General features: G+C 52.8%; 25 protein-coding genes. 3 read left to right on the top strand and 22 right to left on the bottom strand.

Features of this window, described 5'->3' with window-relative positions:
* Positions 1-38: 38 nt before the first annotated feature.
* Together AC0YOB_RS29055 and AC0YOB_RS29050 are read right to left on the bottom strand one after the other, a co-directional pair.
* Positions 39-1,178, bottom strand: coding sequence for a GntR family transcriptional regulator (locus AC0YOB_RS29055; protein WP_475795856.1), 1,140 nt, complete (start codon positions 1,176-1,178; stop codon positions 39-41).
* A 232-nt stretch (positions 1,179-1,410) separates the two neighbouring features.
* Positions 1,411-1,788 (bottom strand): ArsR/SmtB family transcription factor, encoded by a 378-nt coding sequence (locus AC0YOB_RS29050; protein WP_210039892.1) that lies wholly within the window; start codon positions 1,786-1,788, stop codon positions 1,411-1,413.
* Between the two features lie 277 nt (positions 1,789-2,065).
* On the opposite strand from AC0YOB_RS29050, the gene AC0YOB_RS29045 reads away from it, so the two are divergent.
* Entirely contained in the window at positions 2,066-4,228 is a 2,163-nt protein-coding gene (locus tag AC0YOB_RS29045; RefSeq protein WP_475795765.1) for a heavy metal translocating P-type ATPase, read from the top strand.
* 114 nt (positions 4,229-4,342) lie between these two features.
* On the opposite strand, the gene AC0YOB_RS29040 is transcribed toward AC0YOB_RS29045, so the two are convergent.
* Genes AC0YOB_RS29040 through AC0YOB_RS29020 form a run of 5 tightly spaced genes read right to left on the bottom strand, consistent with a single transcriptional unit; the run spans position 4,343 to position 9,074 of the window.
* Positions 4,343-5,323, bottom strand: a complete 981-nt coding sequence (locus tag AC0YOB_RS29040; protein WP_475795764.1) for a Gfo/Idh/MocA family protein — start codon at positions 5,321-5,323, stop codon at positions 4,343-4,345.
* Positions 5,324-5,383: 60 nt separating this feature from the next.
* Positions 5,384-6,262, bottom strand: coding sequence for an L-serine ammonia-lyase, iron-sulfur-dependent, subunit alpha (gene sdaAA, locus AC0YOB_RS29035; RefSeq protein ID WP_475795763.1), 879 nt, complete (start codon positions 6,260-6,262; stop codon positions 5,384-5,386).
* The gene (sdaAB, locus tag AC0YOB_RS29030; protein WP_475795762.1) at positions 6,259-6,945 is read right to left on the bottom strand and encodes an L-serine ammonia-lyase, iron-sulfur-dependent subunit beta; all 687 of its coding nucleotides are present in this window, start codon (positions 6,943-6,945) and stop codon (positions 6,259-6,261) included. The genes sdaAA and sdaAB overlap by 4 nt, the downstream gene beginning before the upstream one ends.
* A 36-nt stretch (positions 6,946-6,981) precedes the next feature.
* Positions 6,982-8,058 carry a dihydrodipicolinate synthase family protein gene (locus AC0YOB_RS29025; protein ID WP_475795761.1) on the bottom strand — a complete coding sequence of 359 codons (1,077 nt, stop codon included), beginning with the start codon at positions 8,056-8,058 and terminating at the stop codon, positions 6,982-6,984.
* The gene (locus AC0YOB_RS29020; protein WP_475795760.1) at positions 8,058-9,074 is read right to left on the bottom strand and encodes an NAD-dependent epimerase/dehydratase family protein; all 1,017 of its coding nucleotides are present in this window, start codon (positions 9,072-9,074) and stop codon (positions 8,058-8,060) included. The genes AC0YOB_RS29025 and AC0YOB_RS29020 overlap by 1 nt, the downstream gene beginning before the upstream one ends.
* Positions 9,075-9,357: 283 nt before the next feature.
* Here AC0YOB_RS29020 and chrA point away from each other — a divergent pair, with 283 nt between their 5' ends.
* Positions 9,358-10,569, top strand: a complete 1,212-nt coding sequence (chrA, locus tag AC0YOB_RS29015; RefSeq protein ID WP_475795759.1) for a chromate efflux transporter — start codon at positions 9,358-9,360, stop codon at positions 10,567-10,569.
* Positions 10,570-10,611: 42 nt separating this feature from the next.
* Here chrA and AC0YOB_RS29010 read toward each other — a convergent pair whose 3' ends face one another.
* From AC0YOB_RS29010 to rlmJ, 4 genes are all read right to left on the bottom strand, one after another.
* Complete coding sequence (locus AC0YOB_RS29010; protein ID WP_475795758.1) at positions 10,612-11,364, bottom strand: hypothetical protein; 753 nt, start codon at positions 11,362-11,364, stop codon at positions 10,612-10,614.
* 230 nt (positions 11,365-11,594) lie between these two features.
* Positions 11,595-12,473, bottom strand: a complete 879-nt coding sequence (locus AC0YOB_RS29005; RefSeq protein ID WP_475795757.1) for a radical SAM/SPASM domain-containing protein — start codon at positions 12,471-12,473, stop codon at positions 11,595-11,597.
* Between the two features lie 69 nt (positions 12,474-12,542).
* Positions 12,543-13,049 (bottom strand): metallophosphoesterase family protein, encoded by a 507-nt coding sequence (locus AC0YOB_RS29000; RefSeq protein ID WP_475795756.1) that lies wholly within the window; start codon positions 13,047-13,049, stop codon positions 12,543-12,545.
* Positions 13,050-13,133: 84 nt separating this feature from the next.
* A complete protein-coding gene (gene rlmJ / locus AC0YOB_RS28995; RefSeq protein ID WP_475795755.1) occupies positions 13,134-13,994 on the bottom strand; it encodes a 23S rRNA (adenine(2030)-N(6))-methyltransferase RlmJ in 861 nt (286 codons plus the stop codon).
* Between the two features lie 164 nt (positions 13,995-14,158).
* Here rlmJ and AC0YOB_RS28990 point away from each other — a divergent pair, with 164 nt between their 5' ends.
* Positions 14,159-14,287, top strand: a complete 129-nt coding sequence (locus tag AC0YOB_RS28990) for a hypothetical protein (RefSeq protein WP_379113321.1) — start codon at positions 14,159-14,161, stop codon at positions 14,285-14,287.
* 174 nt (positions 14,288-14,461) lie between these two features.
* Here AC0YOB_RS28990 and AC0YOB_RS28985 read toward each other — a convergent pair whose 3' ends face one another.
* From AC0YOB_RS28985 to AC0YOB_RS28935, 11 genes are all read right to left on the bottom strand, one after another.
* Positions 14,462-15,445 carry an aldo/keto reductase gene (locus tag AC0YOB_RS28985; RefSeq protein ID WP_475795754.1) on the bottom strand — a complete coding sequence of 328 codons (984 nt, stop codon included), beginning with the start codon at positions 15,443-15,445 and terminating at the stop codon, positions 14,462-14,464.
* 215 nt (positions 15,446-15,660) lie between these two features.
* Entirely contained in the window at positions 15,661-16,497 is an 837-nt protein-coding gene (locus AC0YOB_RS28980; protein WP_475795753.1) for a phytanoyl-CoA dioxygenase family protein, read from the bottom strand.
* 106 nt (positions 16,498-16,603) lie between these two features.
* Positions 16,604-18,139: an extracellular solute-binding protein gene (locus AC0YOB_RS28975; RefSeq protein WP_475795752.1), complete on the bottom strand. Its 1,536-nt coding sequence runs from the start codon at positions 18,137-18,139 to the stop codon at positions 16,604-16,606.
* Positions 18,140-18,188: 49 nt separating this feature from the next.
* Positions 18,189-19,049, bottom strand: a complete 861-nt coding sequence (locus AC0YOB_RS28970) for a carbohydrate ABC transporter permease (protein ID WP_475795751.1) — start codon at positions 19,047-19,049, stop codon at positions 18,189-18,191.
* The gene (locus AC0YOB_RS28965) at positions 19,043-19,951 is read right to left on the bottom strand and encodes an ABC transporter permease (protein ID WP_379113359.1); all 909 of its coding nucleotides are present in this window, start codon (positions 19,949-19,951) and stop codon (positions 19,043-19,045) included. Before AC0YOB_RS28965 ends, AC0YOB_RS28970 begins: the two co-directional genes overlap by 7 nt.
* A gap of 171 nt (positions 19,952-20,122) precedes the next feature.
* A complete protein-coding gene (locus AC0YOB_RS28960) occupies positions 20,123-21,913 on the bottom strand; it encodes a cache domain-containing sensor histidine kinase (RefSeq protein WP_475795750.1) in 1,791 nt (596 codons plus the stop codon).
* 6 nt (positions 21,914-21,919) lie between these two features.
* Positions 21,920-23,239 (bottom strand): response regulator transcription factor, encoded by a 1,320-nt coding sequence (locus AC0YOB_RS28955; protein ID WP_475795749.1) that lies wholly within the window; start codon positions 23,237-23,239, stop codon positions 21,920-21,922.
* A gap of 227 nt (positions 23,240-23,466) precedes the next feature.
* Positions 23,467-24,000, bottom strand: a complete 534-nt coding sequence (locus AC0YOB_RS28950) for a YceI family protein (RefSeq protein WP_475771526.1) — start codon at positions 23,998-24,000, stop codon at positions 23,467-23,469.
* Between the two features lie 442 nt (positions 24,001-24,442).
* Positions 24,443-24,730 (bottom strand): HesB/YadR/YfhF family protein, encoded by a 288-nt coding sequence (locus AC0YOB_RS28945; RefSeq protein ID WP_210039873.1) that lies wholly within the window; start codon positions 24,728-24,730, stop codon positions 24,443-24,445.
* 142 nt (positions 24,731-24,872) lie between these two features.
* The gene (locus AC0YOB_RS28940; protein WP_210039872.1) at positions 24,873-25,193 is read right to left on the bottom strand and encodes a winged helix-turn-helix domain-containing protein; all 321 of its coding nucleotides are present in this window, start codon (positions 25,191-25,193) and stop codon (positions 24,873-24,875) included.
* The gene (locus AC0YOB_RS28935) at positions 25,186-25,764 is read right to left on the bottom strand and encodes a hypothetical protein (RefSeq protein ID WP_475771529.1); all 579 of its coding nucleotides are present in this window, start codon (positions 25,762-25,764) and stop codon (positions 25,186-25,188) included. Before AC0YOB_RS28935 ends, AC0YOB_RS28940 begins: the two co-directional genes overlap by 8 nt.
* Positions 25,765-25,777: the final 13 nt, after the last annotated feature.

The raw sequence follows: 25,777 nt of genomic DNA, 5'->3' as shown, positions 1-25,777 counted from the left end.
ACTTTCGCACCTATAAAACTTCAGCTTCCACTCATTTTTCAAGACTGGCCCTGCACGGTCAAAATATCGGAAGGGCGGCCGCTTGAATCCCTTTCCACCCAGCGGACAGGCACTTTGACGCTGTGATGCCCGGTATCTGTCCGTTCGATCAGCTGGACGATCAATTCCGCCGCCTTGCGGCCAATTTCATTATAATTCTGGGCAATTGTCGTTAACGGCACTTCAACATGCTGGGCAATCAAATGGTCATCGAAGCCTACAATAGACAGCTGCTCAGGAACCTGGACGCCCATCTCCAGCACATTTTTGAGAAGATCCACAGCCAGATGGTCATGCTCGGTCTGAACAGCCGTCACGCCGGACTGAAGAAGCTTCGCCATCATTTCTTTATAGAACGTTTTGCTGTTCGCGGCGGTTACGTCCCGGTAAAAATCCGTCACCACAATCTCCGGATCGATTGTTATTTTATGATCCTTGAGCGCCTTGCAGTACCCTTGATAGCGGTCCCTTACAGAGCTGCGGAATTCAATGCTGATGCTGGATACAAAGGCAATCCGCTCATGACCGAGCTCAATGAGCCTCTTCGCCGTCATGTAGCCGCCCTCAAAATTATCCGAGACGACGCTTGTAATCGGCAGACTCTCAAAGTATTGGTCAATGGTCACGATCGGATAGTCGTTCCAGTGGATCGCATGGATCAGGTCAACGTTGCTGATGGTGCTGATGGGATACAAAATAATGCCGCTCGGGCCATTCTTCGGCACTCTCAGCAGCAGCTCCTTCTCCTTGTCCTTGCTCCAGTTGCTGTCATGAATGCTTAAGTAATAGCCCTTGGCATCCAGATAATCCGAAGCCCCTTTTATCGTATCAAGCTCGCTTGTCGCCATATATGGCAATATCATGGAAATAATCCGGTTCGAATGAACAGGTCCCTGGTCGGGTGGTGTGAATCCCTCTTGTTTCTTGACATAGCTTCCGCTTCCCCTGATGCGGTATATAAGCCCTTCGCGCTCCAGCTCGATCAATGCGCGCTTGGATGTAATACGGCTGACGCCCGACTGCTCCGCCAGCTCCACTTCCGTCGGAAGCTGCTGGTCAGGCACATATTCCCCCGATTTGATTTTCTCCTTAAGCCCCTCCATAATAACCATGTACAACGGCTTATTCTCGCCTTGCATAGCACTCACTTCCAGTCCGTTCCTAAATTCATATTCACCATTGATTATATCAAATCCCAAGATTATAATGCAAATTAAATATATCAAATTAGTCTGGAACTCATTATGGGAGCGAATATTTCAGGAACGCTTCTTTGTGCTGCCTTACCGTGTCAATAATGAGAATATCGGGGAAAAGCAAGAAAAAGCATCGCCTGCTGACAGGGCGATGCTTTTTCTTCAACTATTTTATTTAATGATGCTTCAAATGCTCCAGCGTCTGCACAAAAATTTGCTCCACATGACTATCATCAAGGGAATAGAAAACAGTCTTGCCGACCTTGCGGCGCTTCACGATCCGATTATTCCGCAGGAACCGCAGCTGATGCGACACGGCCGATTGTCCCATGTCCAGCACCTGCGTCAGGTCGTGAACGCACAGCTCGCTCTGGGACAGGGCATGAATCATTTTGACACGGGTCGGATCTCCCAGCGTCTTGAACAAATCCGCAATTTCCGATGCATCCGAATCGTCGACCAGCTTCGCTTTAACGGAGCTTATATCCGCTGCCGTTCCGCTGCATGCTTCGTCACAGGCATCCTGAATCAATTTCTCCGTCACGTTATCCACCAACCACTTTTAGATTTGTTCCTTATTATAGCATCCGGGTTTCCTTTGGGGAAGAATGGGTGTCCAACTATATCTTTAGCTTGTATGAACCGGAGATGGCTCCATTGAATAAATAAGAAGAAATAGCCGCATTGTCCTCTTGACGGCGCTCTCGGTATTTTACTTTATCATTCAAAAAAATAGGCAGAATATTCATGGAAATGGGTTTGACAGGAAACTGCATCCGGAGTACCATATGAACATGTATTCATATATTGTATGAAAGAGGGAATCCTCCATGAAGGAATATCGCGTGAAAGGTCTTTCCTGCGGCAACTGTGCGCTCGCAATCGAGAATCAGCTCAAACGTCTTGAATATGGCGAAACGGCCGAGCTTCATTACAATACAGGTAAACTGAAGCTCGATCCGCGCATATCCTTCGCTGCAGTGGAGAGCATTCTGAAAGCCGATCACGCCTATATTGAATGCGGGCAGGAGAGTCATCACGGGCAGGAGGATCATGCGCACAGCCATTGCGAACACGATCACCAGCATGAGCATGGCGACGGGCATTCCCACAGCCACTCACACAGTCATGGGCATGGCTTGTTAGGTCCGATCAGGCTGCTCATCCTGTCCGCTTTTCTGTTTGCTGCAGCAATCATCATCGGCGGTTCCGCCCATGAAGCCGTTCCGGTCAGCTTGTATCTGCTTGCTACCGTCCTGAGCGGGTACTCGACCTTTCTTCGCGGACTTCGCCATTTATGGTCCCTGCGGTTTACGATCGACACGCTGATGACCATTGCGCTCATTGGCGCTATCGCAATCGGAGAATGGAAGGAGGCAACGCTTGTTGCCATTCTGTTTGGCCTCAATGAAATTCTTGAGGGCTTCGGCATGGAGAAAGCGCGGCGTTCCATGGCCTCCCTTCTCAAGGTTGCTCCCAGGGAAGCTGTGAGACTCGAGGATGGCGTTGAGAAAACCGTTCCGATTGCCACTCTCGCCATTGGCGATCTCATCATTGTCAAGCCGGGCGGAAAAATCCCTTCGGACGGCAAAGTTGAAGACGGCAAAAGCTCCGTCAATGAAGCGGCCATTACCGGCGAATCGCTGCCTGTGGAGAAATTCTCCGGCGAGCCGGTATATGCCGGAAGCATTAATAATGAGGGGGTTCTGCGGGTCCGGATTGACAAAGCTTATGAGGACTCGTCGCTTGCCACGATTTTGCATCTGGTGGAAGAAGCCCAGGAAACCAAAACGCCCACAGAGCTCTTTATCAATAAATTCGCCAAATATTATACGCCCGCCATCATGGCTGCGGCTGTGCTGGTTATGATCGTTCTCCCATTGATCCACGGAGGGGATTGGACCAAATGGCTGTATCAGGGGTTAGCTGTGCTTATTGTGGGATGCCCCTGCGCACTCATTTTATCTTCGCCTATTGCTATCGTATCGGGGATCACACGGAATGCGCGCAACGGCATACTCATTAAAGGCGGCGTCTTCCTGGAACAGCTGGGCCGTATCGATACGCTTGCGTTCGACAAGACCGGAACCTTAACCAAAGGGGAGCCGCATGTCGAGAAAGCGGTCGTGTATGATGAAGCCCGCTTCTACCAGGTGGCAGGATCCATCGAGAAGTCCTCCTCCCATCCACTTGCCAAGGCCATTATGAAGGACATTGCACAAAGAAACATTGAGCTGCCGGAAGCCGATGAAATCAGGACCGTCCCGGGAAGCGGCATCGCAGCCGAGATCCGGGGCCAGACCTATTGGCTGGGCAACGAGCAGAGCATCGGCCATATCAGCCTTCCCGATGACATTTTTGCGCAAATCATCAGCCTCAAGGAGCAGGGCCTGACTCTTGTGCTGGCTGCGGATAAGGACCGGGTGCTCGGCATGTTCGGCATTGCAGACGAGATCAGGGAAGAAAGCGCGGCCGTCATCCTTAAGCTGCACCGCGCCGGGATTCGTCAAACCGTTATGCTCACAGGCGATCATCAAAAAACGGCCGAGAAGGTCGCGGACATGGTCGGCGTCACCTCCTGCTTCAGCGGTCTGCTGCCAGAGGATAAGGTCAGGATTGTCAAGGATCTGGCAGGCCGCGGCCGCGTCGCGATGGTCGGCGACGGCATCAACGATGCGCCCGCTCTCGCTTCCGCCCAGCTTGGCATCGCCATGGGCAAGGGAACCGACAGCGCCATCGAAACGGCGGATATCGTGCTCATGCAGGATCATCTGGGCAAGCTGCCGGAAGCCATCGGAATCGCCAAGCGGGTCAATGCGGTGATCCGTTTTAATATTGCCGTTGCTCTCGGACTGAAGCTGATTGCTTTGCTGCTGACGATTCCCGGCTGGCTGACGCTTTGGATCGCCATTTTATCGGATATGGGCGCCACGATATTCGTTACTTTGGTGAGCTTGACGGTATTGATCAGCCGCCGGGATAAAGCAGGCTGATCAGCCATTGTGCAGTACCGGTGCACGATTCGAATTTGAGATAAAGGTTTGATGATTCAACAAACAGCCATTCGGCAGCAATTAACTGCCAGGTGGCTGTTTGTTGAAAGCAGTCTACCCTTTATCCGGATGAATTTCTTCAGCCGCCCGGTCCGATTCATATAAGGCCTGAACGATCTTGATTACGCTGCGCGCATATTCCCCCGAACACGCAGGCTCTATATCGTGTTGAATGCTTTCCAGCAGCTCGCGGTACTGAAGGACAAACGGGGATACAGTCTGAGGAGCTTCAACGAGGCGGTATTTCCCTCCCTCGCTGATCCATAGACCGACTCCCGTTGCCAGCTTGATCATGCCGCGAGTGCCGATGATTTCCGTCTCGTTACGGTTCACTCCGCCGTAGCCGCTTTGGCTGATCGTACAAGGAATGCCGCTTGCGGTACGGAGAAAAGCGACCCCGCTTCCCTCGATATCCCCTTTGGTGCCATGAAAGCTGAGAGCTGCGTTCACCTGTGTGAAGCAGCTGTCCGTCAGCCATTGGATCTTGTCTACCGAGTGGGAGCCCAGATTCATGAATATCCCGCCGCCGGACTTGGAGCGCTCGAAAAACCAGCCGGGCCGATTGGGCAGATAGTAATCGACGTGACGCGTATCATTAATCATGACTAGCTCGCCAATCCCGCCGCTTGCAATGATCTCTCTGGCCTTGATGTTCTCGGCAAAATAATGCTGGGTATGGCCTACCATCAGCTTGACCCCATGCAGTCTTGCCGACTCTATCATTTGATCGCATTCTTCAACATCAAGCCCCATCGGTTTCTCCAGCATGATATGGCAGCCCTGCTCCGCACAGGCGACAGCCGCTTCCTTATGCAAATAATGCGGCAGCGTTATAACTGCTACATCCGGCTGTTCCTCTCTGAGCATCTCATTGTAATCCGTATATGCGCGGATATGATAATCGCCGGCAGCCTGCGCCGCACTCATTTCACGGATATCCGCGATGGCGACGGCCTCAAGCTCATCCAGTTGCGAAATCGCCTTCAGATGGTCGCCGGATATCCCCCCGGCTCCGATAATCGCTGCTTTTAACATTTGCTGCTCCCGCCTCCCCTTCCCCAGAAGAAAGATTCCACGACTGTATCTGCGCCGGACTTATTCCCGGCCATACAATTCCTTCATGATCCGTTTCCCCGTCGGAGTCTGCGCAAGACCGCCCTTGGCCGTCTCCCTGTGCTTCTCCGGCATTGCCGTTCCCACCTCGCGCATCACATCGATCACCTCATCCGAAGGAATGACACTGCGCACGCCGGCCAGTGCCATATCTGCCGCCGCAAGAGCGGTGACCGCTCCAAATCCGTTGCGCACAATGCAGGGGATCTCTACCAGTCCCCCTACCGGGTCGCAGATCAGGCCAAGCGAGTTCTTCAGCGCAAGACCGACGGCATGCACGGCTTGAGCGGGCGTTCCTCCCCTCATCTCGGTGAGCGCGCCGGCCGCCATGCCGATGGCGGAGCCAATCTCCGCCTGGCAGCCGCCTTCCGCGCCCGAGATAAAAGAATTGTTCGCAATCACATAGCCAATCGCCCCGGCGGCGAATAATCCTTCTACAAGCAGGCTGTCATCCCATCCGAAACGTTCCTGGGATTGGACGAAAACGCCGGGAATGATCCCGCACGAGCCTGCTGTCGGCGTCGCGACGATGCGCCCCATAGAAGCGTTCACTTCCGATACGGCGAGCGCATACGTCATCGCTGCGGCAGCATTGCCTCCCAGCGAGGGTTCCCCGTTCCCGGCGTAATCATGAAGACGTTTGGCATCACCGCCCGTCAGACCGCTGCGGGAAAGCGTGTCGGTTGTCAGACCTTTGTGGACGGCTTCTTTCATAATTTTGTAATAGGCGGCCATCTGGCTGAAGACAGCATCTTCATTCTTGTCCGTCTCCAGCGCCTGCTGCTGCAGCATCAAGCGTCCCATTGTAAGGCCGCCGGCTTCACAGCGCTCCTGCAGCTGCTGCAAGGATGCAAAATTCACAGAGCTGCCTCCTTTCCTTGCGCCAGATCCACCAGGCTGACCCGATGAACATGGGTCAGCTCAAGAATTTGTCCCGCCACTTGCGGGGGAACCGGTTCATCCGTTTCGATGACCGTCAATGCATCTCCGCTTCTGCTTTTTCGGTCCAGATCCATATTGCCAATATTCAAATGCCTTGCTTTCATGATGGTTGTGATATCTGCCAGCATGCCGGGATAATCATCGTGGAAGATCAATAATGTCGGGTAATGGGCGGAAAATCGGACATCAAAGCCATTTACGGTGATGATCTCGATATTCCCGCCTCCGATCGAAGTGCCGGTCAACCGGTCCTCGTGCTGTTCGTCTCTGAGAATAATAAGGGCCGTGTTCGGATGCTCGGCCTGCTGTGTGCCTATGCGGAATACAACCTGCATGCCTGCCGACTCCGCCAGCTCAAGAGAATGGCGGATCCGCGAATCATCCGTACTGAAATCGAGCAGTCCGCCGACTATAGCAAGATCCGTCCCGTGACCGCGATAGGTCTCGGCAAATGAACCGTACAGGACAATTTCCGCTTGCACGGGCATCGCCCCGAACAACCGGCGGGCTGCGCGTCCAAGCCGTGCGGCACCCGCTGTATGAGAGCTCGATGGTCCGATCATTCCAGGCCCGATGATGCTGAAAACATCCTTGAAGCGCATCCCTATCCCTCATTTCCACTAATTCCATGAGCATCGTTACGCTTGGGAAAGCCAGCTGCCCAGGTTTTCTTTGACAAATTCATCATCATTTAAATGCGGATAGTCATGATAGATCCGGTCGATTTCTTCCGCTTGTCCCGGAGATAGTACCTCATGAGGATTGAGACACCAAGTGCCTTGAAGCAGTCCCTGTCTGCGCAGCACCTCATGAATGCCCGGAATGCATCCGGCAAATTGGTGGGCGGAATCAAAGAATGCCGCATTGGAATCCGTCACCTGAATATTCCGTGTCAGCCATTCCCGGGGAATTTCCGGCAGCCTGCGCACCTTTTTGATTTCCTCCAGAAGCTTTACCGCTTCCCGCGTCCAGACCGACCAATGGCCCAGCAGCCCGCCGACAATCTGCTTCTCCACCGGCTTCCCGTCCACCATGAACTGATAGCGGGTGAGCAAATCATTAATGATATTGTCATCATTCCCCGTATACAGGGCGATATCATCCCGGCGGCTCGAATAGCAGACCGCCCTGACGACATCAATGGTCTGATAACGGTTGAAGGGAGCCATCTTGATGGCAATGACATTCGGAATCTCCGCAAATTCGCGCCAGAAGCCGAAGCTGAACACCTTGCCGCCAACAGACGGCTGCAAGTAGAAGCCGATGACCGGAATGATCTCCGCCACTTGTCTGGTCCGCGTCAGAATCTCCTGCTCGCTCCAGCCGTCAAGTCCGCCCATGCTGAGAAGACCCGCATCGTAGCCATGCTTCAATGCGGTTTCCGCTTCTTCCAGCGCCTGGCCGGCCGGTCCGCATAGGCCGGCTATCTTGATGAAGGGCCGGCTGATCCCGGCCCGATCAACCTCCTCAGCCGCCAGCCTCAGGACCGGCTCATACAGGTTAAACGCCTTGTCGCGGATCTCGAACTGCGTCGAGTGAACCCCAACGGCAATGCCGCCGGAGCCCGACGCCATATAATACCGGGTCAGTGCCCGCTGCCGCCGCTCGTCAAGCTTCCGGTTCTCGTCCAATGCGAGCGGATGCGCCGGTATTACCATCCCCTCATGAACCGCCTCAAGCAGCTCCGGAGTCAGTGCTCTCCCTGAACCTGTCATTAGAAGTCTCCCCTTCTTTCCTGAAAGTGAGTCGGCTTGTTCCAGGTCTGCCCGCCGGCCTGAATCCATTCAGCCGTCCAATCGATCAGCTGCAGCAGGGATACCCGAGGATATCCGAAATGCTGATGGGACCTGGATGCATTGCTGAGAAGAGCGGTATCCGTTTCGGCGCCGGCAAACAAAGCCTCGCTGCCGAGGCGGTCTGCAAGCTCTTGTGCCGCCCAGCGGATGGACATGGTCTCCGGACCGGTAATATTCAGAATCGAAGGAGGATTTGAGCATTTGGTCAGGGAGCGCAGAGCCATAGCGTTCGCATCTCCCTGCCAGATGACATTGGCATAGCCCATCGTGAGGTCGATCTGTTTTCCCGCTTGAATAGACTTGGCCAGCTCAAGCAGAACGCCATAACGCATATCAATCGCATAATTCAGCCGATAGATGAGCATCGGAGTGCCGTTCAATTGAGAGAAGTATTCGAATACGCGCTCCCTGCCAAGACAAGATTGTGCATACTCGCCAATCGGTCCCGGCGGAACGGACTCATTGACGCCGCCGTTCCCGACAGGAGAGAATGGATATACATTCCCGGAGGAAAACACGACGATACGGGAATCTTTATATTTGTCCGCCACTCTGCCCGGCAAATAGGCATTCATCGCCCATGTAAAATATTCTCTGCCTTTTGTGCCGAATTTATTGCCGGCCATGTAGATGATATTCGCCGCATCCGGGAGCTTGCCAAGCTCGCCATCCTGGAGCAAGTCGCAAGCGATTGTCTCTACTCCCGCTTCTTCCAGCTCGACTCTTGCTGCCTCGTCAGAGAAACGGGAAACGCCGATTACCCGCTTCGCGAGTCCTCCATCCCGGATTGCATTCATTGCCAGTCTTGCAAGGCTGGGTCCCATCTTGCCGCCTGCACCCAGAATCATAATGTCCCCGTCAACCGATGCCAGGTCGCGCACAAGGCTCTCGGACGGCTCAGCCAGTCTGGATTCCAATTCAGCTACGGTTCTCATGGGTTTGATAGCTCCTCTCCAATGGTTGTTAGGCTTATTATAATGAAGCTCCTTCATTTAAGACAAATCTTTAAATTGTCTTTTAATAGCTGATGATGAATGAACAAAAAAGACGCCTTGGCAGGCGCCTTTAGCCATTCCGTTCCATTCGTTTATTTCGCTTCTGGTTTCACTCGCGGCAGTGTCCTGTTCAGTTCTGCAGAAATTTTCTTGTGATTTTAAACCATCATTACAATTGGGTTGTATACTTGTTAGGAAAACAGGAGGAGGAAGAAACATACATATGGCAACGGTTGAAGCGGATTCCCCGAATAAGAGCAAAATAAAGGTGCTTATTGAATTATTGCAGGTTTCCACAAGGCTTGGCCTGACTTCCTTTGGGGGGCCTGTCGCCCATCTTGGCTATTTTCATGAGGAATACGTACGCAGGCGTAAATGGATGGATGAACGCAGTTACGGGGATTTGGTGGCTTTGTGCCAATTCCTTCCCGGTCCGGCAAGCAGTCAGGTAGGAATGGGAATCGGAATCATCCGGGGAGGACTGATCGGGGGAATCGTATCCTGGATCGGATTTACACTGCCCTCTGTTATTGCCCTCGTGCTGTTCGCTTTTCTGCTGAAAGGCATGGACATCAGCGGCGCCGGATGGCTGCACGGGCTGGAAATCGTCGCTGTCGCCGTTGTGGCCCAGGCCATCTTCGGCATGGGTCAGAAGCTTGCGCCCGATCGCAACCGTATCACCATAGCAATTGCCGCAGCGGCAGTCACATTGCTGTGGCAGACGGCGTTCAGCCAAGTGGCGGTTATCGTTGCCGCTGGCTTGCTCGGCGTTGTGATGTACCGGAATAGTGATGTCCCCGCTATTCCCCCGATGGCTGTACCGGTAAGCCGCAGGATCGGCAATCTGTGTTTGCTGTTATTCCCCGTTCTTCTTGTTGCGCTGCCCTTCCTGCGCCAGCTTGGAATCAATGGCATGCTGCCGCTGTTTGACAGCTTTTACCGGGCAGGAGCTCTTGTATTCGGCGGGGGCCACGTCGTACTCCCGCTGCTGGAGAAGGAAGTGGTGCCGGCGGGCTGGGTCAGCAGGGAAAGCTTCATGGCCGGTTACGGGGCAGCCCAGGCGGTTCCCGGTCCACTGTTCACCTTTGCCGGATATTTAGGGGCTATGGCCAAAGGCATATCCGGAGCTGTCATAGCCACCGTTGCCATTTTCCTGCCCGCTTATTTGCTTATTGTCGGAGCGCTGCCATATTGGAGCATGCTCCGCCAAAAGCCGGCCGTTCAAGGCGCGTTAACCGGCGTCAACGCGGCTGTTGTAGGTCTTCTCCTCGCCGCGCTTTATGATCCGTTGTGGACCACGGCCATTATGACGCCGGTCGATTTTGTCCTGGCCGCGGTATTGTTCATTATGCTGTCTTTCTGGAAGCTGCCCCCATGGATCGTTGCCGCCGCCGGTGCGGCAGGCGGCACTTTTATCGGTTATTTGAACATGTAATCCTGCAGGCCATGCGCCACAGTCGGGATGGCACGGTTGGTTTTACGTGTTCAATTCAACGGCTTCCATCGCGACCCTTTCCCAGATACGGTCAAGCGTCAAGGACAGGTTGGAGCCTCTTTGCGGATGCAGATACGGCTCCTTGCTGCGGAAATAATGCGGATGACCGCCGAGTACCGTAATCGTACCCAAGTGGCCGGGTGCATGCTTGAGCCTGTTCCAAAACGGCACGCCGAGTTTATTCCGGCTCCAGCCTCCCCAGCTCCCTAATCTGGTGATGGGATCCTTCAATATTCCGTCCTCATCGACCGCCTGAAAATAGCTTACCTTTTCACGCAAATCCCTCCGGATCGGCGTCTTGGGCGAACCAACCTGAATGATCCGGCAATCCGGAAGGATTCCCTCTCTGTTTAACAGCAGGGCAGCCCGATAAGCTGCGACGCCTCCTCCGCTGTGGCCGATAAACAGCACAGGATGACCTGCCGAGAGTTCACGGACCTGCGCCGCCACCGCCCTGCCTCCAGGACGATGCGAAATCCAAAAACGCGTCAAGTCCACGCCAACCTGAATAACTTGGCGAACCATGCTCTGCGTATGATCGCCGTAAGGCAGCAGCTCGCGGATCACCGGATCACGCCCTGCTTCGTGGAAACGGTGCTTCAGCTCCCGTTTGCATTCATCAAAAATAGTCGGTGTCGATGCAACCCCCGCAACCAAATAAATATGCCATTTTGGAGCTTCATCCAACATCATCATTTTCCTCACCGCCTGTTCGCTTCCGGCTGGGCCATACATGCCGCGGCCTCCTGCTGTTAGTATGGGACGGACAGCCCTTAATTCATTCCTTCATTTTTTACGATTGCCCGGCTGAAGTTCTTCAAAGTCATTTCGATGGAATATTATATTATGGTAAATTGAAAAGGGCCGCGTTTCCGCGGCACTTTTCTGACAAATTTTTCATTGGTTCGGGCTCCAAGCCGCCGCCGCTTCCGCAGATTGCGCAAATTTTCGTTTTTTCCTTGCTTTTACATGCTGAACCGCTTGCGATAATCGCATTTCCTGCATAATTCCTCGACAACTTCTCTTCGCGAGAAGCCGTCGTACATCTTATTGGCCCGCTCGCCCTCGATAATCTCGGAGAAAGGAGTGCGGTTGATGTTTCCCAGATTGATTGCACCTTCACCATCAAGACAGCAGGGAATGACGGTTCCGTCGACCAGTATCCCGGCCTGATTCCGCAGTCCGTGGCAGAAGCCCTTGCCTTCGTCCTCCTGCTCCTTGTAATCAGGCCATACGAATTCATGCTCCTGATTCAGGTAGATCCGGTCGGCTATTCTGATTCCGCTGCCGCGGACAAATTTATCCTCAATCTTATAATCAAGCTGGAATTCCTGTTCGATGATTTCCAGGATTTCCCGATTGCGGTTGCGCTCCAGATTGGTGGCATTATCCTGCGTCAGATTCCACAGCCGGAATGAAATCAGAATGTTCGAGGCCGCTACCGCTTCCTTGGCAAAAGCCAGGACACTCTTGACGTAACCTTGCTTATCGGTTGAGCCTTCATGGCCGTCAAAGCTGTGCAGGGAAAAGTTGATTTGCCTGAGCGCCGGCTTTCCCATAATTTTGGGACCCGCTTTATGAAGAAGCGTGCCGTTGGAGGTCAAGTTCACCTTGAAGCCCCGCTCATGGCTGAGATCCAGCAGTTGATCCAGCTTGGGATGGAGCATCGGCTCCCCCTTGACGTGAAAATAAATATGCTCCGTATGGGGCTTGATCTCATCGAGAATTTTCGTAAAGGCATCTATCTTAATAAAATTCGCCTGCCGCTTAGTCGGGGGACAGAAGGTGCAGGACAGATTGCAAACGCTCGTAATCTCGATATAAAATTTTTTGAACTTTTTCAATGCTTCTGCTCCGTTCGGCAAAATGAGTGAATCATGTCATTATTATAGCATAGGAATGCGAGAATACGGCTACGATTTCTTGTCAAAAAAGATATGTTTGGCTTTCACCGCCCCATTATCCAGCTCCAGCACACCGAAAGAGTACAAGGACTGTCTTCTCTTGTCCGTTGGCGATCCCGGATTCATAATCAGCACCTCTTTATTCCGTTTCAATACGGGAATATGGGAATGTCCGTATATGATCACGTCCAGATCCCCGTTCTGGAAGCTTCCGAGCGCGCATGCCTCCGTATCGATTCGTTTGCCTGCTCCATGCCCGTGAACGATGCCGATGCGGCACCCTTCCATGGTCAGCAGCTTGATCAGACCAAACCTTGCGATAATCTCCGGACCGTCATTATTGCCCGCCACCCCGTCGGTAGGCGCATAGCCCGCCAGTTCCTCATACACGGACATCTGCGTCCAGTCTCCTGCATGCAAAATATGGTCCGCAGTACGAAGCTCACGCACCAGGCGCGCAGGCAGCTTCTTGTTCATTCTTGGCATATGAGTGTCCGAAACAACAATAATCCTCATTTGCTGCCGCACCTCGCCTTTCACAATTTCTCCCTCAGAATCAAGGTATGATATGCAGCCGCATCCTGGTTCCGCATTATTTGGTCATAATGAGACCCTCAGCTTGATCAGTTTCTCAGGCTTGTTCATGAAGCTTGCATTCCGGTAAACCCGCTCCAGCTCATCGGCATACCGGTCGAACTGCTGAAGGGAAGCAGCAGATAAATTTACAACCAGAATACCGCAGCCCGGCACTCCGGGATTAACCTCTGTGGAGGTGCTGCCTATACTTCCAATATAGAAGTCAATACCGGTTAAATTAGCATCCACATCCTTTAACAAGGCTTGAAGCCGGTTATGCAGCTCCTTCTGCTGCTCCAATGTTTCATAACCGTACCACAGCATCGTTCTGACGCCGCGCCCTGCAGCTTTCACGAACAAATCGGCATAACACCTCCCGTTGTCATTCTCTTCAAGAATCCGGTAAGGGTCGATGTGGAGAAATGTTTCATGACCCATCTGTTCCACCTCAGACCAGAGAAGTTCAATGGAATCGCCCGTTAGAGTCTGAACATGGCTGTGCAAACTTTGTTCATCCGCATATTTTCTGATATCGGCCAAAGGCTCCTCCTCGATATCGCAAAACAAATACCTGCCTCGGTCCTTCAGCAGCTCCATCGCCAGGCCTGGTGAGCCCAGATAAGCGGAAGTACCGCTTTGGGCTCCCTGCATAAGATTCACAAGCTCAATATAAGGGGATTGCCCGATAAACGGATAATCGTTCCGCTCAAGCTCATGAAGCAGATGAAAGATCCCATATTCTCTCCGGCCTGTCCGGTCCAGAAGATACTTCGGAAATGCGGAATTGGATTCAACGTAACGATTCGGGCGCTCTTCTTTCAGAAAAAAGCATAAGGGCAGATGCTTCCAAACATCGCCGATTTCGCCATAATGCGTATAAGGCATAGTGGTTCCCCCTTCAGTTTTAGAAAAGCAGCAGCTTGTGCAGCCGGTCCTGTTCGGGCAAGACATCAAGGTATGCCATCTTTCGTCAATTCCGCTCATGCGTACAATCGGCCCAATCGGGGTATAATTTCATGAAGACATTTTCTCGCGAGGAGGGATTGATCATGAAAAAAGTACTCATGACTGCAGCCGGACTGGGAATCGTTTATTTAATGAGAAACAAAGAGGCCCGCGAAAAACTCATGCACAGAGTGCAGTCCTTTGCGGACAGAGCCAAGCACCCGCATATATAATTTGTAGACAAACTCAGCCATTCTATAAGGTTGAAACAAACCGCCCGGCTAATGGTAGCCGGGCGGTTTGTTTCAGGCTCAGAAGTAATGGCTGCTCTTGCCCGGAATGCTTAATTATAATCAATTTGGATATGAAGCATATGCGACAGGAACTGTCAGAAAATCAGGAAAGCCTCAGTTCAAGCCGCCCAATACCGGATGCGGCAAATACGGCTCTTCCAGACTCGAAACTTCTTCGGCAGTCAGCTGCAGGGACAATGCGGCAACCGCATCATCCAAATGATGGGATTTGGTAGCGCCTACGATCGGAGCGGTAACAGGCGATTTTTGCAGTACCCAGGCAAGCGCTACCTGCGCCCGGGGGACTCCGCGTTTCTCGGCTACCTCAGCAACACGCTGAGCGACATTGCGGTCGGCGTCGGCAGTTGCGGAGAAGAGCTTTTTGCCGAACTCGTCGGTCTGCGAACGCTCGCTCGTTTCATTCCAATCGCGCGTCAGGCGTCCCCGCGCAAGCGGACTCCATGGAATAACGCCGATTCCCTCCGCTTCGCACAATGGCAGCATCTCACGCTCCTCCTCCCGGTACAAAAGGTTCAGGTAGTTCTGCATGCTGACAAAGCGTGTCCAGCCGTTGCGCTCGGAAACAAACAGCGATTTCTGAAACTGCCATGCATACATGGAAGAAGCGCCGATATAGCGGGCTTTGCCGGATTTCACGACATCATGCAGCGCCTCCATCGTCTCTTCAATGGGGGTATTGGCATCCCAGCGGTGAATCTGGTACAGATCAACATAGTCTGTTCCGAGCCGCTTCAAGCTGTTGTCGATCTCGGTGAAGATCGCTTTGCGCGACAATCCCGCACCGTTAGCACCGGGGTGCATACGGCCGTGAACCTTGGTAGCAATGACGATCTCATCGCGATTGGCATAATCGCGGAGCGCCCGTCCGACAATTTCCTCACTGGTGCCATCGGAATAAACATTAGCCGTATCAAAAAAGTTGATGCCATGCTCAAGCGCCTTCTTGATGAAAGGACGGCTGTCCTCCTCATTCAACGACCATGGATGCGGACCCCGCTCCGGAACGCCATAGCTCATACAGCCAAGACATATACGGGAGACATCAAGACCTGTTTTGCCAAGCTTTACATAATTCATGGAATTATCCCTTCCTTCCATTGCTATTATTCTCTCTTTTATCCTATCAGAAAAATACGCGTACAGCCAAACATAAAAGGGGGAAGCCATCTCAAGAAACGAAAGAAACACGCTCTTCAATGAAGAAGAGCGTGTTCCCTGCAATCTCTGTTCGATGGAGTGACGTCAATTCCCCTGAGCATTGTGGGCAGAAGGATGTTGACCGCCGATCCTGCCTACTTCTGCTTGTACACGCTGTTTTCCACATCACCGCCAAGCACCAGCTGCTTCAACGGGACCATTGAATCGTCCGGAACATAGTATTTGAAAGGATTGTCGCTAATCTCGCCCAGCAGCTGCCTGCGGATAGGACTCGCGTCCTTCAGCAGCCGTTCCGATGCGGTTTTGTAGTCAATGGGCCTCATCCAGATGGGGCTGTAACCAAGAAACAGCTGCCGCCTTGTGAATGGCGATTGGTTGGGCGCCCCGGCATGCCAGAGATTTTGCGGAAAAATAAATACATCGCCGGGCTCTCCGCATACCTGTATCTCATCCGGCAGCTCCTCCCGCACATTTTGCGTATCCGGACGGTAAACGACATTGTGAGAACGGGGAATGATTTTGGTGTTGCCGCGGTTGGGCTCAGACATATCGCTCAGCATATAGCAGGTTTTGATATAGTAGGTCGCCGCAAGGCCGTTGATCTCGGGAAACTGCGGATGCGGCCCGTCCTGATGCCAGTTGATAAAGCTGCTCGTGCTGGTCTTGATATCGTCCGGATTCGGCTTGCGCACGGTCAGATGCGAGATATGCAGCTGAATATTGTGGCGTAGCAGCCGGACGATAAGCGGCAGCACGGCCGGTTCATCAATCAGCGAAGCAATCTCCTCATGTCGCTCCACACTGTTGTAAATATTATAGGAAAGCGACTCCGGTTCTTCTGCCAGAATCCCGTCAACCGCATGATTCAGCCTCGCCACCTTATCTGCAGACAGCACCCCTTTGAGCAGCAGATAACCTTCCTCGTGAAACTGTCTGGCCAATTCCTCAATATCGTGCTGATGATTACTCATTGTCAGATCCTCCACACTTTAATAATCCAAAATACGTTTTCACTTGCATATCATCCGGTGTACATCCTGCCGGCTACCGAAATAGCCGGCTTCCGCACAGCTTCTTTTATTTCAGAAATCCAAGCTTCGCCAGCTGTTCCTGTGCCGAATCGATATACATCTTGTAATTCATGGACGTACCCAAGGTATTCAGAAAAGCATCGTATTCCTCAATCGGCCGTTTGCCATAAACAAACTTGGTCAGCTCTTCCTCGATATAGCGCGAAGCGTCGGCGGCGTTATAATTATCCGGGAAATCGATAAATCCGCCATACGTTTCAATATGCGGCTGATTGGCGGCAAAATCGACAAATGCCTTTTGCGGCGCGAACTTCACCGACAGATAGTCCTTCTCCGGTCGTCCCGTAAATTGATAGAGCCAGAAATAGGCGCCTTCCTTGCCCAGCAGCTCCGTAGGAACGACGGTATCGCCCTCGATATTGTAATGCTTGCCTTCCACGCCGTATTGAACCAGATTGGAGCCGTCAGTGGACACATAATTGAGCAGCTCGATCACTTTGTCCAGCTTTTCGGGATTTTTCTCCAGCGCCTTCGGAATCGCATACAGCGCCGGTGTCATCCCCACATCCCATGCGCTGGCGAATTTGCCCCCGGGGCCTTCCGGCGCCTCGATCTGAATCCACTCGGCATCCGGATTCACCGCCTTGATCTGTTCGGTGAACTGGTCCTTCGTCATATTCGGCCAGTCGATATAGATGATGCCGGCCTGGCCCTTGATCGCCTTCTCCTGGTGCTGCAGCCCGGAATTGGCCATCAGCTCCGGATCGACCGCTCCTGCGTCGACAAGCTTCCTGATAAAGGTCAATGCATCCTTCATGCCGGGATCGTAGAGCGAATTCACGAGCTTATTGTCGCGGATATACATGGTGGGACCGCCGTCGTAGCCGATGCCGTAGGCACCGAAGACAGAATTGAAAGTGCCTAATTTGGCTCCGGTCATGCCGAATGTGTCCTTCTTGCCATTGCCGTCGGGGTCCTGATCCGTAAAAGCCTTCGCGACAGTGTACAGATCATCCAGCGTTTTGGGCGGCTGCAGACCCAGCTGATCCAGCCAGTCCTTCCTTACCCAATAGGTGTTGTAAGGAATTTGCGGCGATTTGGCAATCGCATAGACGCGGTCATTGAACATGCCCTTCTTCAAGCTGTCCTCGCCGATGAAATCAACCGTCGGCTTCAGCTTGTCGAGATAATCCGACAGATCCAGCAGCAGCCCCTGTTCGGAGAACTGCTTCAGCTGCAGGCGGTCGACCGTGAACAAATCGGGAAAATTCGCCGACGCCATACGGACATTCAGCTGATTCTTGTAATCATCTCCGGACGCATAGACCGTCAGATTGAGGTCCGTTCCAAGCTTGCTGTCCAGCTCCTGCTTAATGATATCCTGATCCGGCGACGGCAGGCCGTTCCCCGGCTCGATAATATCAAGCTTCACCGCTTTGCCGGGAGCTTCCGCAGCAGGCGCTGCAGCATTTGGCTGTCCTCCCGCTGTCGTCGTCTCATCCTTGCTTCCGCAGCCGGCGAGCAGCGTACCCGACAGTACGGCTGCCATAACCAGGCCGAGAATCTTGTTTCTTTTCACCATGTGATCCAACCCCTCTCGTATTTTTCATCTTCATAACGGCATCGGCGATTTAGCCCTTAACGGAGCCAAGCAGCATGCCTTTGGTGAAATGCTTCTGGATGAATGGATAAACGATAATAATAGGCAAACTCGCTGTAATAACGGAAGCCATCTGCATGGTCTCGGTCGGCAGGACATTATCGACATTTTCCAGAGGCTGCTGCGTCATCATCAGAATTTCACGAATGATGACCTGCAGCGGGAACAGCGAGCGGTCCGTCACATACATAATCGCTTGAAAAAATTCATTCCAGTGCCCTACCATATAAAACAGGCCAATGGTCAGCATGGACGGAACGGACAGCGGGATGACGATCTGCAGCAGAATCCGCAGCTCCTTCGCGCCGTCAATCCGCGCTGATTCGAACAGCTCCTCAGGCATGCCCTCGTAGAAGCTTTTCATGATCAGCACATTGAAGCTCCATACCGCGTTCGGAAGAATCATCGACCATACGGAATCCAGCAGTCCCAGCGATTTCACCACGAGATAAGTCGGGATCAGTCCTCCGCTGAACAGCATGGTGAACAGGATCAGCATCAGGAACAGGCTTCGCCCCGGCATCAGCTTGCGGCTGAGCGGATAGGCCATCAAGGCTGTCAGAATCAGGTTGACCAAGGTCCCGACGATTGTAATGAATGCCGTCACCGCAAGCGCCCTTGGAATGCCGGTCTGGGTAAACAGCTGGCCGTACGCCGAGAACGTAATGCGCTTGGGGATAAGAATGAAGCCGCCGTTCTTCATCACCTCCGAGATCGGCGTGATGGAGACGGTTACGACGTACATGAGCGGAAGAATAGCCGCAAGCGCGGCAATTCCGAGAAACACATAGACGATGAAGTTAACGATGCGGTCCTCCAGGCTTTTTACCATATGCCCTCACCCCATTTCTTGGCCAGCTGATTGGAGCCGAGCACAAGCACGAGGCCGATCAACGATTTGAATAGTCCTACCGCGGCTCCGAGACTGAAGTTCAGCTGCTGCAGACCCGTCCGGAACACCCAGGTATCAAGAATATCCGCGACCGCATACACCTGAATATTGTATAAAATATAGATCTGATCGAAGCCCGCATCCATGATCTGGCCCAGCTTCAAAATAAACAACAGCACAATCACATTGCGGATACCCGGCAGTGTAATATGCCAGATCATCCGGAATCTGCCTGACCCGTCCACCCTTGCCGCCTCATACAGCGTCGGATCAATTCCCGTCATTGCGGCCAGATAGATGATCGCCCCCCAGCCGAGGTCCTTCCAGATTTCCGATCCGACCAGGATTGCCCGAAAATGATCTGGCGAGGTCAGAAACGGGATGGAGCTGAAGCCCAGATCCTCCAGCCAGCGGTTGAACAGGCCTGAGCTTTGCGACAGCAGGGCCAGCAAAATCCCGTAGATAATGACCCATGAGAGAAAATGCGGCATATACGTCAGTGTCTGCACGATCGACTTGAACCACTTATGCCGGCATTCGTTCAGCAGCAGCGCCATCAGGATCGGCGGCACAATGCCGAATATCAGCTTGTAGAAGCTGATGAGAAACGTATTGACGAGCAGCTGCGAGAAATAAGGCGAATGAAAAAACTGCTCGAAATATTTGTACCAGGGATCCGCCCATTTGCTGTGAAGCATGCCGTCCAGGATGCTGTAATCCTTGAAGGCAATAATAACCCCGTACATCGGCAGGTAACGGAACAAAATGTAATACAGAATTCCGGGCAGCAGCATCAGATAAAATGCACGGTATGCCCATACCCTTTTTCCCAGCTGTTTCATCTGTGGCCCGGGCTTCTTGGGAGCCGTCACCGCAGCCGTGGCCCACTTATCCATGAAATCACCTCACTGTAAGATGTGTGCGCTTACATTTTGCGTGATTTCAGTATAGCAAGCCCGGATTAGCCGTTCTATGCAGTGATTATGCGAAACTGTTCCAATTCTTGCAACCGCTTACGAATCAGGCGGAAATTCATCGGGCATGACCGCAGGCAGCTCCACGCGGACCAGCATGCCCTTCATCGGCAGACTGAACACCCTGAGTCCGTACGGCTGCCCGTAGTGCAGACGGATTCTTTCATGCACATTCATAATGCCGATACCCGTAAAACGGTCCTTGCTCGGCGGCGTGCGCCTCTCGGAGAAAATCGTTTCAAGCTGATGCTTGTCCATGCCCACGCCATCGTCCCGGATGATGAAAACAAGCTTGCCGCGAACCAGCTTCGTGCGGATGGTGATCCTCCCTTTGCGCCTCTGCGGCGCGATTCCGTGGAAGATCGCATTCTCCACAAGCGGCTGCAGCGTCAGCTTCAGCACCGTGCAGCGGAGCGCTGCCGGATCCGTATCCAGCTCAAGCGAGAATTTGTCGCCATACCTCACCTGCTGGATGTGGACATACATCATCAGCCCGTCCAGCTCCTCTTTCAGCGTGACGAACTCACTTTGCTTGTCGAAGCTGAACGACAACAAACCGACTAACGATTTGATCGTCTCGCGGACAGCATCGGTCTTCTGCTGCTTGGCAAGACTGCTGATGCAGGCCAGCGTATTGTACAGGAAATGAGGAGCGATCTGGCTTTGCAGCATCTTTAGCTCCAGCTGCAGCTTGTGGGATTCCGCTTCCTTTGTTTCATGAACCAGATGCTGGATGCGCTCCATCATGGCGTTATAGCTTTTGGCCAGCATGCCGATCTCGTCGCTGCGGTTGACGGTGATCGCCGAGAGAATTTCCACTTCACGCACACGGTTCATTTTGGCTGCAAGCGTGCGGATCGGATAAGCAAAATAACGGCTCATCAGGTAGGAGCCGAACAGCAGCAGCACAAACCAGATCACGGCGACATTGCCGTAATTGCGGTACAGCATCGTAATATTTTGATAAAAATAGCTGTTCTCATAGAAAGCGATGAAATGCCAGCCCAGCCGGTTCACTCCGGCTTTGACCGCCACCAGCTTGCCGGTTGGCCCGGCAAGCTGCGATACGCCCACCTTGAGGTTGGCCATTTCGCTTAAGAAACCGCTGTCCAGGCTGGGAGGGAATACGTTCGTGTGGTAAGGCAGCAGACGGTAGAAGCTGAGCGGCAGACTGGCATCAAAGGATTGTACGGCATTGCCCTTGCTGGTAATAATGGCAAAGGTCTGATTCTTCGTATTCATGAAGGTAGCCAGGAGCCCCGTCAGCTTGTTCAAATCGACCTCCACAACCGCCATCCCTTTAAAGCTGCGGTCCCCGCCGGCAATGGGAAGCACGAAAGCGACGGTCCGGCCGGAAAGCGGCGAATCGTAGGGCTCCGTAATGAACACGCCATAGCTGCTTCTGGCCTGCTCCAGCAGGCTGCCGAGAATGGGGTTGCCCATGATTTCGAAGTTCACCTGCGTATTGGATACCACCCTTCCATCCTCGCGCACCAGGTACAGCGTCCGGTACAAGGTGCTGTTCTGGCCGGCATACTGGCGCAGCAACTCAATCGCTTCCCCTTCTTTATCCTCGTCCAGTAGGTCGGGGCGCTCGCGGAGCATCAGCAGGATGCTCTGCACATTGTCGAGGTAAGCGTTCAAATACAAATTGGTGCGGTCGATAATAATTTCCGAGTCGCTGACCACCTGTTTGCGGAACAGCTGCTCGGCGTCCTTCAGGTTCAGCCAGGCGAGCAGGCCAAAAAGCAGCAGAGTGCCGATGAACAGAAACAGAAAATGCTTCAAGGCGATACTCCAGCTGCTGACATTCAGCGTCCATCTCGGCAATTCGCATCATCCTTTCTTGAATTCGGTGGGAGAGACGCCCGTTATCCCCCGAAAGACGACGGAGAAATAACGGTAGCTGGGGATACCGACACGCTCGGCCACCTCATAGACCTTAAGCGTGGTTGTCTTCAGCAGACGGATCGCCTGATCAATCCTCAGGCGGGTCAAATAATCGTTAAAGGCCTCGCCGGTTTCTTCCTTGAACAAACGGCTCAGATAAAAGGAGCTAAGGCCCACCTCCGACGCCACGGAAGTCAAGGTAAGCGGCTCTGCAAGATCCCGGGCCATAAGCTCCATGGCCAGCAGCACCTCTTTGCGGCGTTTCCGCGGCTCGCCTGCCCCGTTCTCATCCATTGCCGAAGCGCCGGCTGCTGCTGTCGGGTCTGCCACCACTTCGCCTGAATTATGAAAATAAGCAAGCGATGGACCAGGCTCCGTTCGCTTAAGCGCGGCCAGCAGCTCCGTGTTATCGGCGGCAGAGCCTCCAAGCAAGGTGAAGAGCTTGACTTCCCCGCTAAGATAGGGCAGCTTCCGGTCCAGCCCCTGCTGCAGTGCCGTCATCAGCATCCCGGCTGCCGGCTTGATCTGAGCCTGGGCCGCTTCGCTATTACCGGCAGCTCTGAACCAGAGCATATAATCCGTTTCTCCAAGCGGAGTCCAATCGAATGGCAGCGCCGTTATTAGCCGTTGGTCATCCAGCGTCTCATTCAAGGCGACGGCAACCTCGTAACGGTATTCCGGCTTGCATACGGCATGCAGCCTCGCTGCTGAAAGAGAAGAACCACCTGATCCGGAAGCGCTTTCAGAAGCCGCCGGGACAGCTGCAAGCCGCTGAACCAGATTCTCTCCGCTGCCGCCTTCCTTCACCAGCTTGGCCAGCAGCCTGGAGAGCTCGATCCGTTTGCCGTACCGCTCGCTGCGGCGGTTTACCCGTTCGCGGCGGATCGCCTCCCGCGCCTTATCGAGCACCTCGCGCATTTCCTCATCCTCCAGAGCCACCTTGATAAGATAATCAAGCGCCCCCAGCTTGAGCGCTTCTCTGGCATACTCAAATTCACTGTGGCAGGTCAGCAGTACAATCTGTGTGAGCGGATATTGGCTGCGTATGCTCCGGCACAGCTCCAGACCGTCCATGACCGGCATCGTGATATCCGTAATCACTACATCCGGCTGCATCCCGCCGCACATCTGCAGCGCCTCTGCGCCATTTTCGGCTTCGCCGATCAGCTCTGCTCCATAATCCTGCCATGGAAATAACCGCAATTCCTCCCGCAGAGGCAGCTCGTCATCGACAATAAGAACAGTCAAGGCAGGCTCTGATGTCACTGGTGTCCAACCCCCCGCAAGATATAGTAAAGTACAGGTTTAGAAATGATATATTATCAGCAAAAATCAAATATGAATAGAGGCTGTTCATGAATTCGAGGCAAAATGATTGTAAGCGGAGAGAGCTGATTGACCCATAACCAAAAAGCCGCGGATAATAGATCCGTGGCTTCGTCTGGAATTATATGACGGCTGCATTGCCCGCTTATGATATACGATGAAATAAATTACGCTTGCTGTGCCGCTTCAATCTCAATGAAAATCTTCACCTGGTCTCCGACCATGATGCCGCCTGTCTCAAGAATGGCATTATAGGTTAATCCATAATCGCTGCGGTTCAGCACCCCTTTGCCGCTGAAGCCAGATTTGACATTTCCCCACGGATCCTTCTCCATGCCTTCGAAGGTAACCGAGAAGGTTTCGGAGCGGGTAATGCCATGCAGGGTGACATCTCCCGTCACGTCGTACTCATTGCCCTGGACTCTTGTGATGCTTGTTGCCCTGAACAGCATCTGCGGGTATTGCTCAACATCGAAGAAATCGGCGTTGCGCAAATGCTCGTCACGGTCTTTATTACGGGTATCCACGCTTTCAAGATCAATAACAAATTCGATTTCTGCCGTTGTCAAATCCTCTGGATCAGCGACCACCTTGGCCGAGAAATTATGGAAGGCGCCTTTCACATTGCTCACCATCAAGTGACGAATCGAGAAATCCAGACTGCTGTGCGGCGCGTCGATAACCCAGGTAGACTTTGCCATTATTCCTTCTCCTTTGTTATTGAAATATTGTACATACAAAATAGGATTTACTATCAGTATGACAAGGTTAGCGGAATAATTGAAGTACGCACTTTAATGTACCTTAGGCACAAAAAAAATACCGTCAAGCGCCACAGTAAAAAGAACCGGAAAGCACATTCTTGCCCGTGCATTCCGGCTCTCCTCTTCCGTTAGGATTTCCCTGATTTGTTGGCCAGCCCGATCATCATTACGACAAGCACGAGTAGCTGAATGAGCAGTTCCAGACTCATTTCATTCCCTCCATTGCTTACGGTAATGCTCCTTCGATGCCGGCTTCTCCTCTCAAAGAAAAAATGGCTCCAAGCCGTCCTCTGACAGCTCAAGCTGTGCTTCTTCCTTCATTTACGTCTCCCAATATCATCTATATGTTCAGCAAATTTTATTTATGACGGGTGGTGAATCACTGGATTTCAATCCGGATATCATCCTGCTGCTCATCATAGCTAATGTGCAGCTCCTTATTGTCGAGGTACCAGAGATTGTCTTCTTCCATATAGAAAATGATGCCCTCCACTGAATAATGAAGCCCAAGATTCCTTGGGGTATCCCGGGTCACGCCAAGCGAGAAGCCGGGCTGGACGCTCCCGCTGCCGCCAAGACGAACAAACAATTTCAAGAAGTCACCCTCGGTTAGAGCCATTTCTCTCTTGTACCACTGGGCCGCAGGCTGTTCGACTACAATTCTCATCGATTTCCTCTCCCTATATAAAATTTGTCCATCCCGCTGGCTGGTCTGCCGGCTTGCTTACTCCTGTAATCTCCATTTTATCTTACTATATGAAAAATGAAAACGCTTTATCCCGGATTATTTATTCCTGTTTCCTTCCTATTCACAGCTCCGGCTTGCCGGATTGCGCCATACGGATGATCTTCTCGAGACCCTCCAGATACTGCTGGAACATCCCGGTCCCGAGATCGGTTGATTTGCAGCTGGTCTTGGGACGTTTGCCGACAAAGGTTTTGGTCACCTCAATATAGCCCGCTTCCTCCAGCACCCGGATATGATTGCCCAGATTCCCCTCGGTCAGCTGCAGCTCATTGCGCAGGAATACAAAATCGCACTCCCCATGGACCGTGAGCAGGCTCATAATGCCCAGACGCACCTTGGCATGAATCGTCTCGTCAATCGCTCCCAGTATATTCTCACCCATGCTTCCTCCTCCGCTGCTGCAGGATGAATCCGGTTGCGAGAATACTCCCTCCGCCCAATAATCCGAACACGAGATACTGGTAATCCACCAGAAACAGCCGGGTCAGCATGGACAGCACAACGAACCAGATTCCAAGCATGACGGGGCCTTTTCCCGCCAGTGGCCCCATCGAAACATAGGCAATTCCGACGAGCATGAACCAGAAGAAGGCCGCATACTCCATGCGAATGATATCCGCCGCCATCATGAAAGAACCAGCTGCCAGGATAACGAGAAAAGGCAGCCAGAACATCCAACCGATAGCGCCTCCATCCTTCGCAAACAGTCCTCTCCGGGACTGCCGGATCCCTGTCAACGCGGACAGGAGCCCGCCCAGGACGGCTGCAATCGACCAATACCATATCGGCCACCATGTCTGATTGAACTGCATGCCGATAAAACCGATCATCAGATAAGTGCCCCATATGAACATATACGGTATGGAGCTGGCGAGCTTGCTCTGGTTTCTCGCAATCAGCCGTTTAATAAAATCGATATCCTGTAATGCCTGCTGCGGCTCGTGTGAGGCCATTGCTACAACTCCC

Source organism: Paenibacillus sp. JT31N17, from assembly GCF_056269255.1.
Note: the sequence above shows the minus strand (reverse complement) of the source record. Positions and strands in the feature narration are given on the sequence as shown.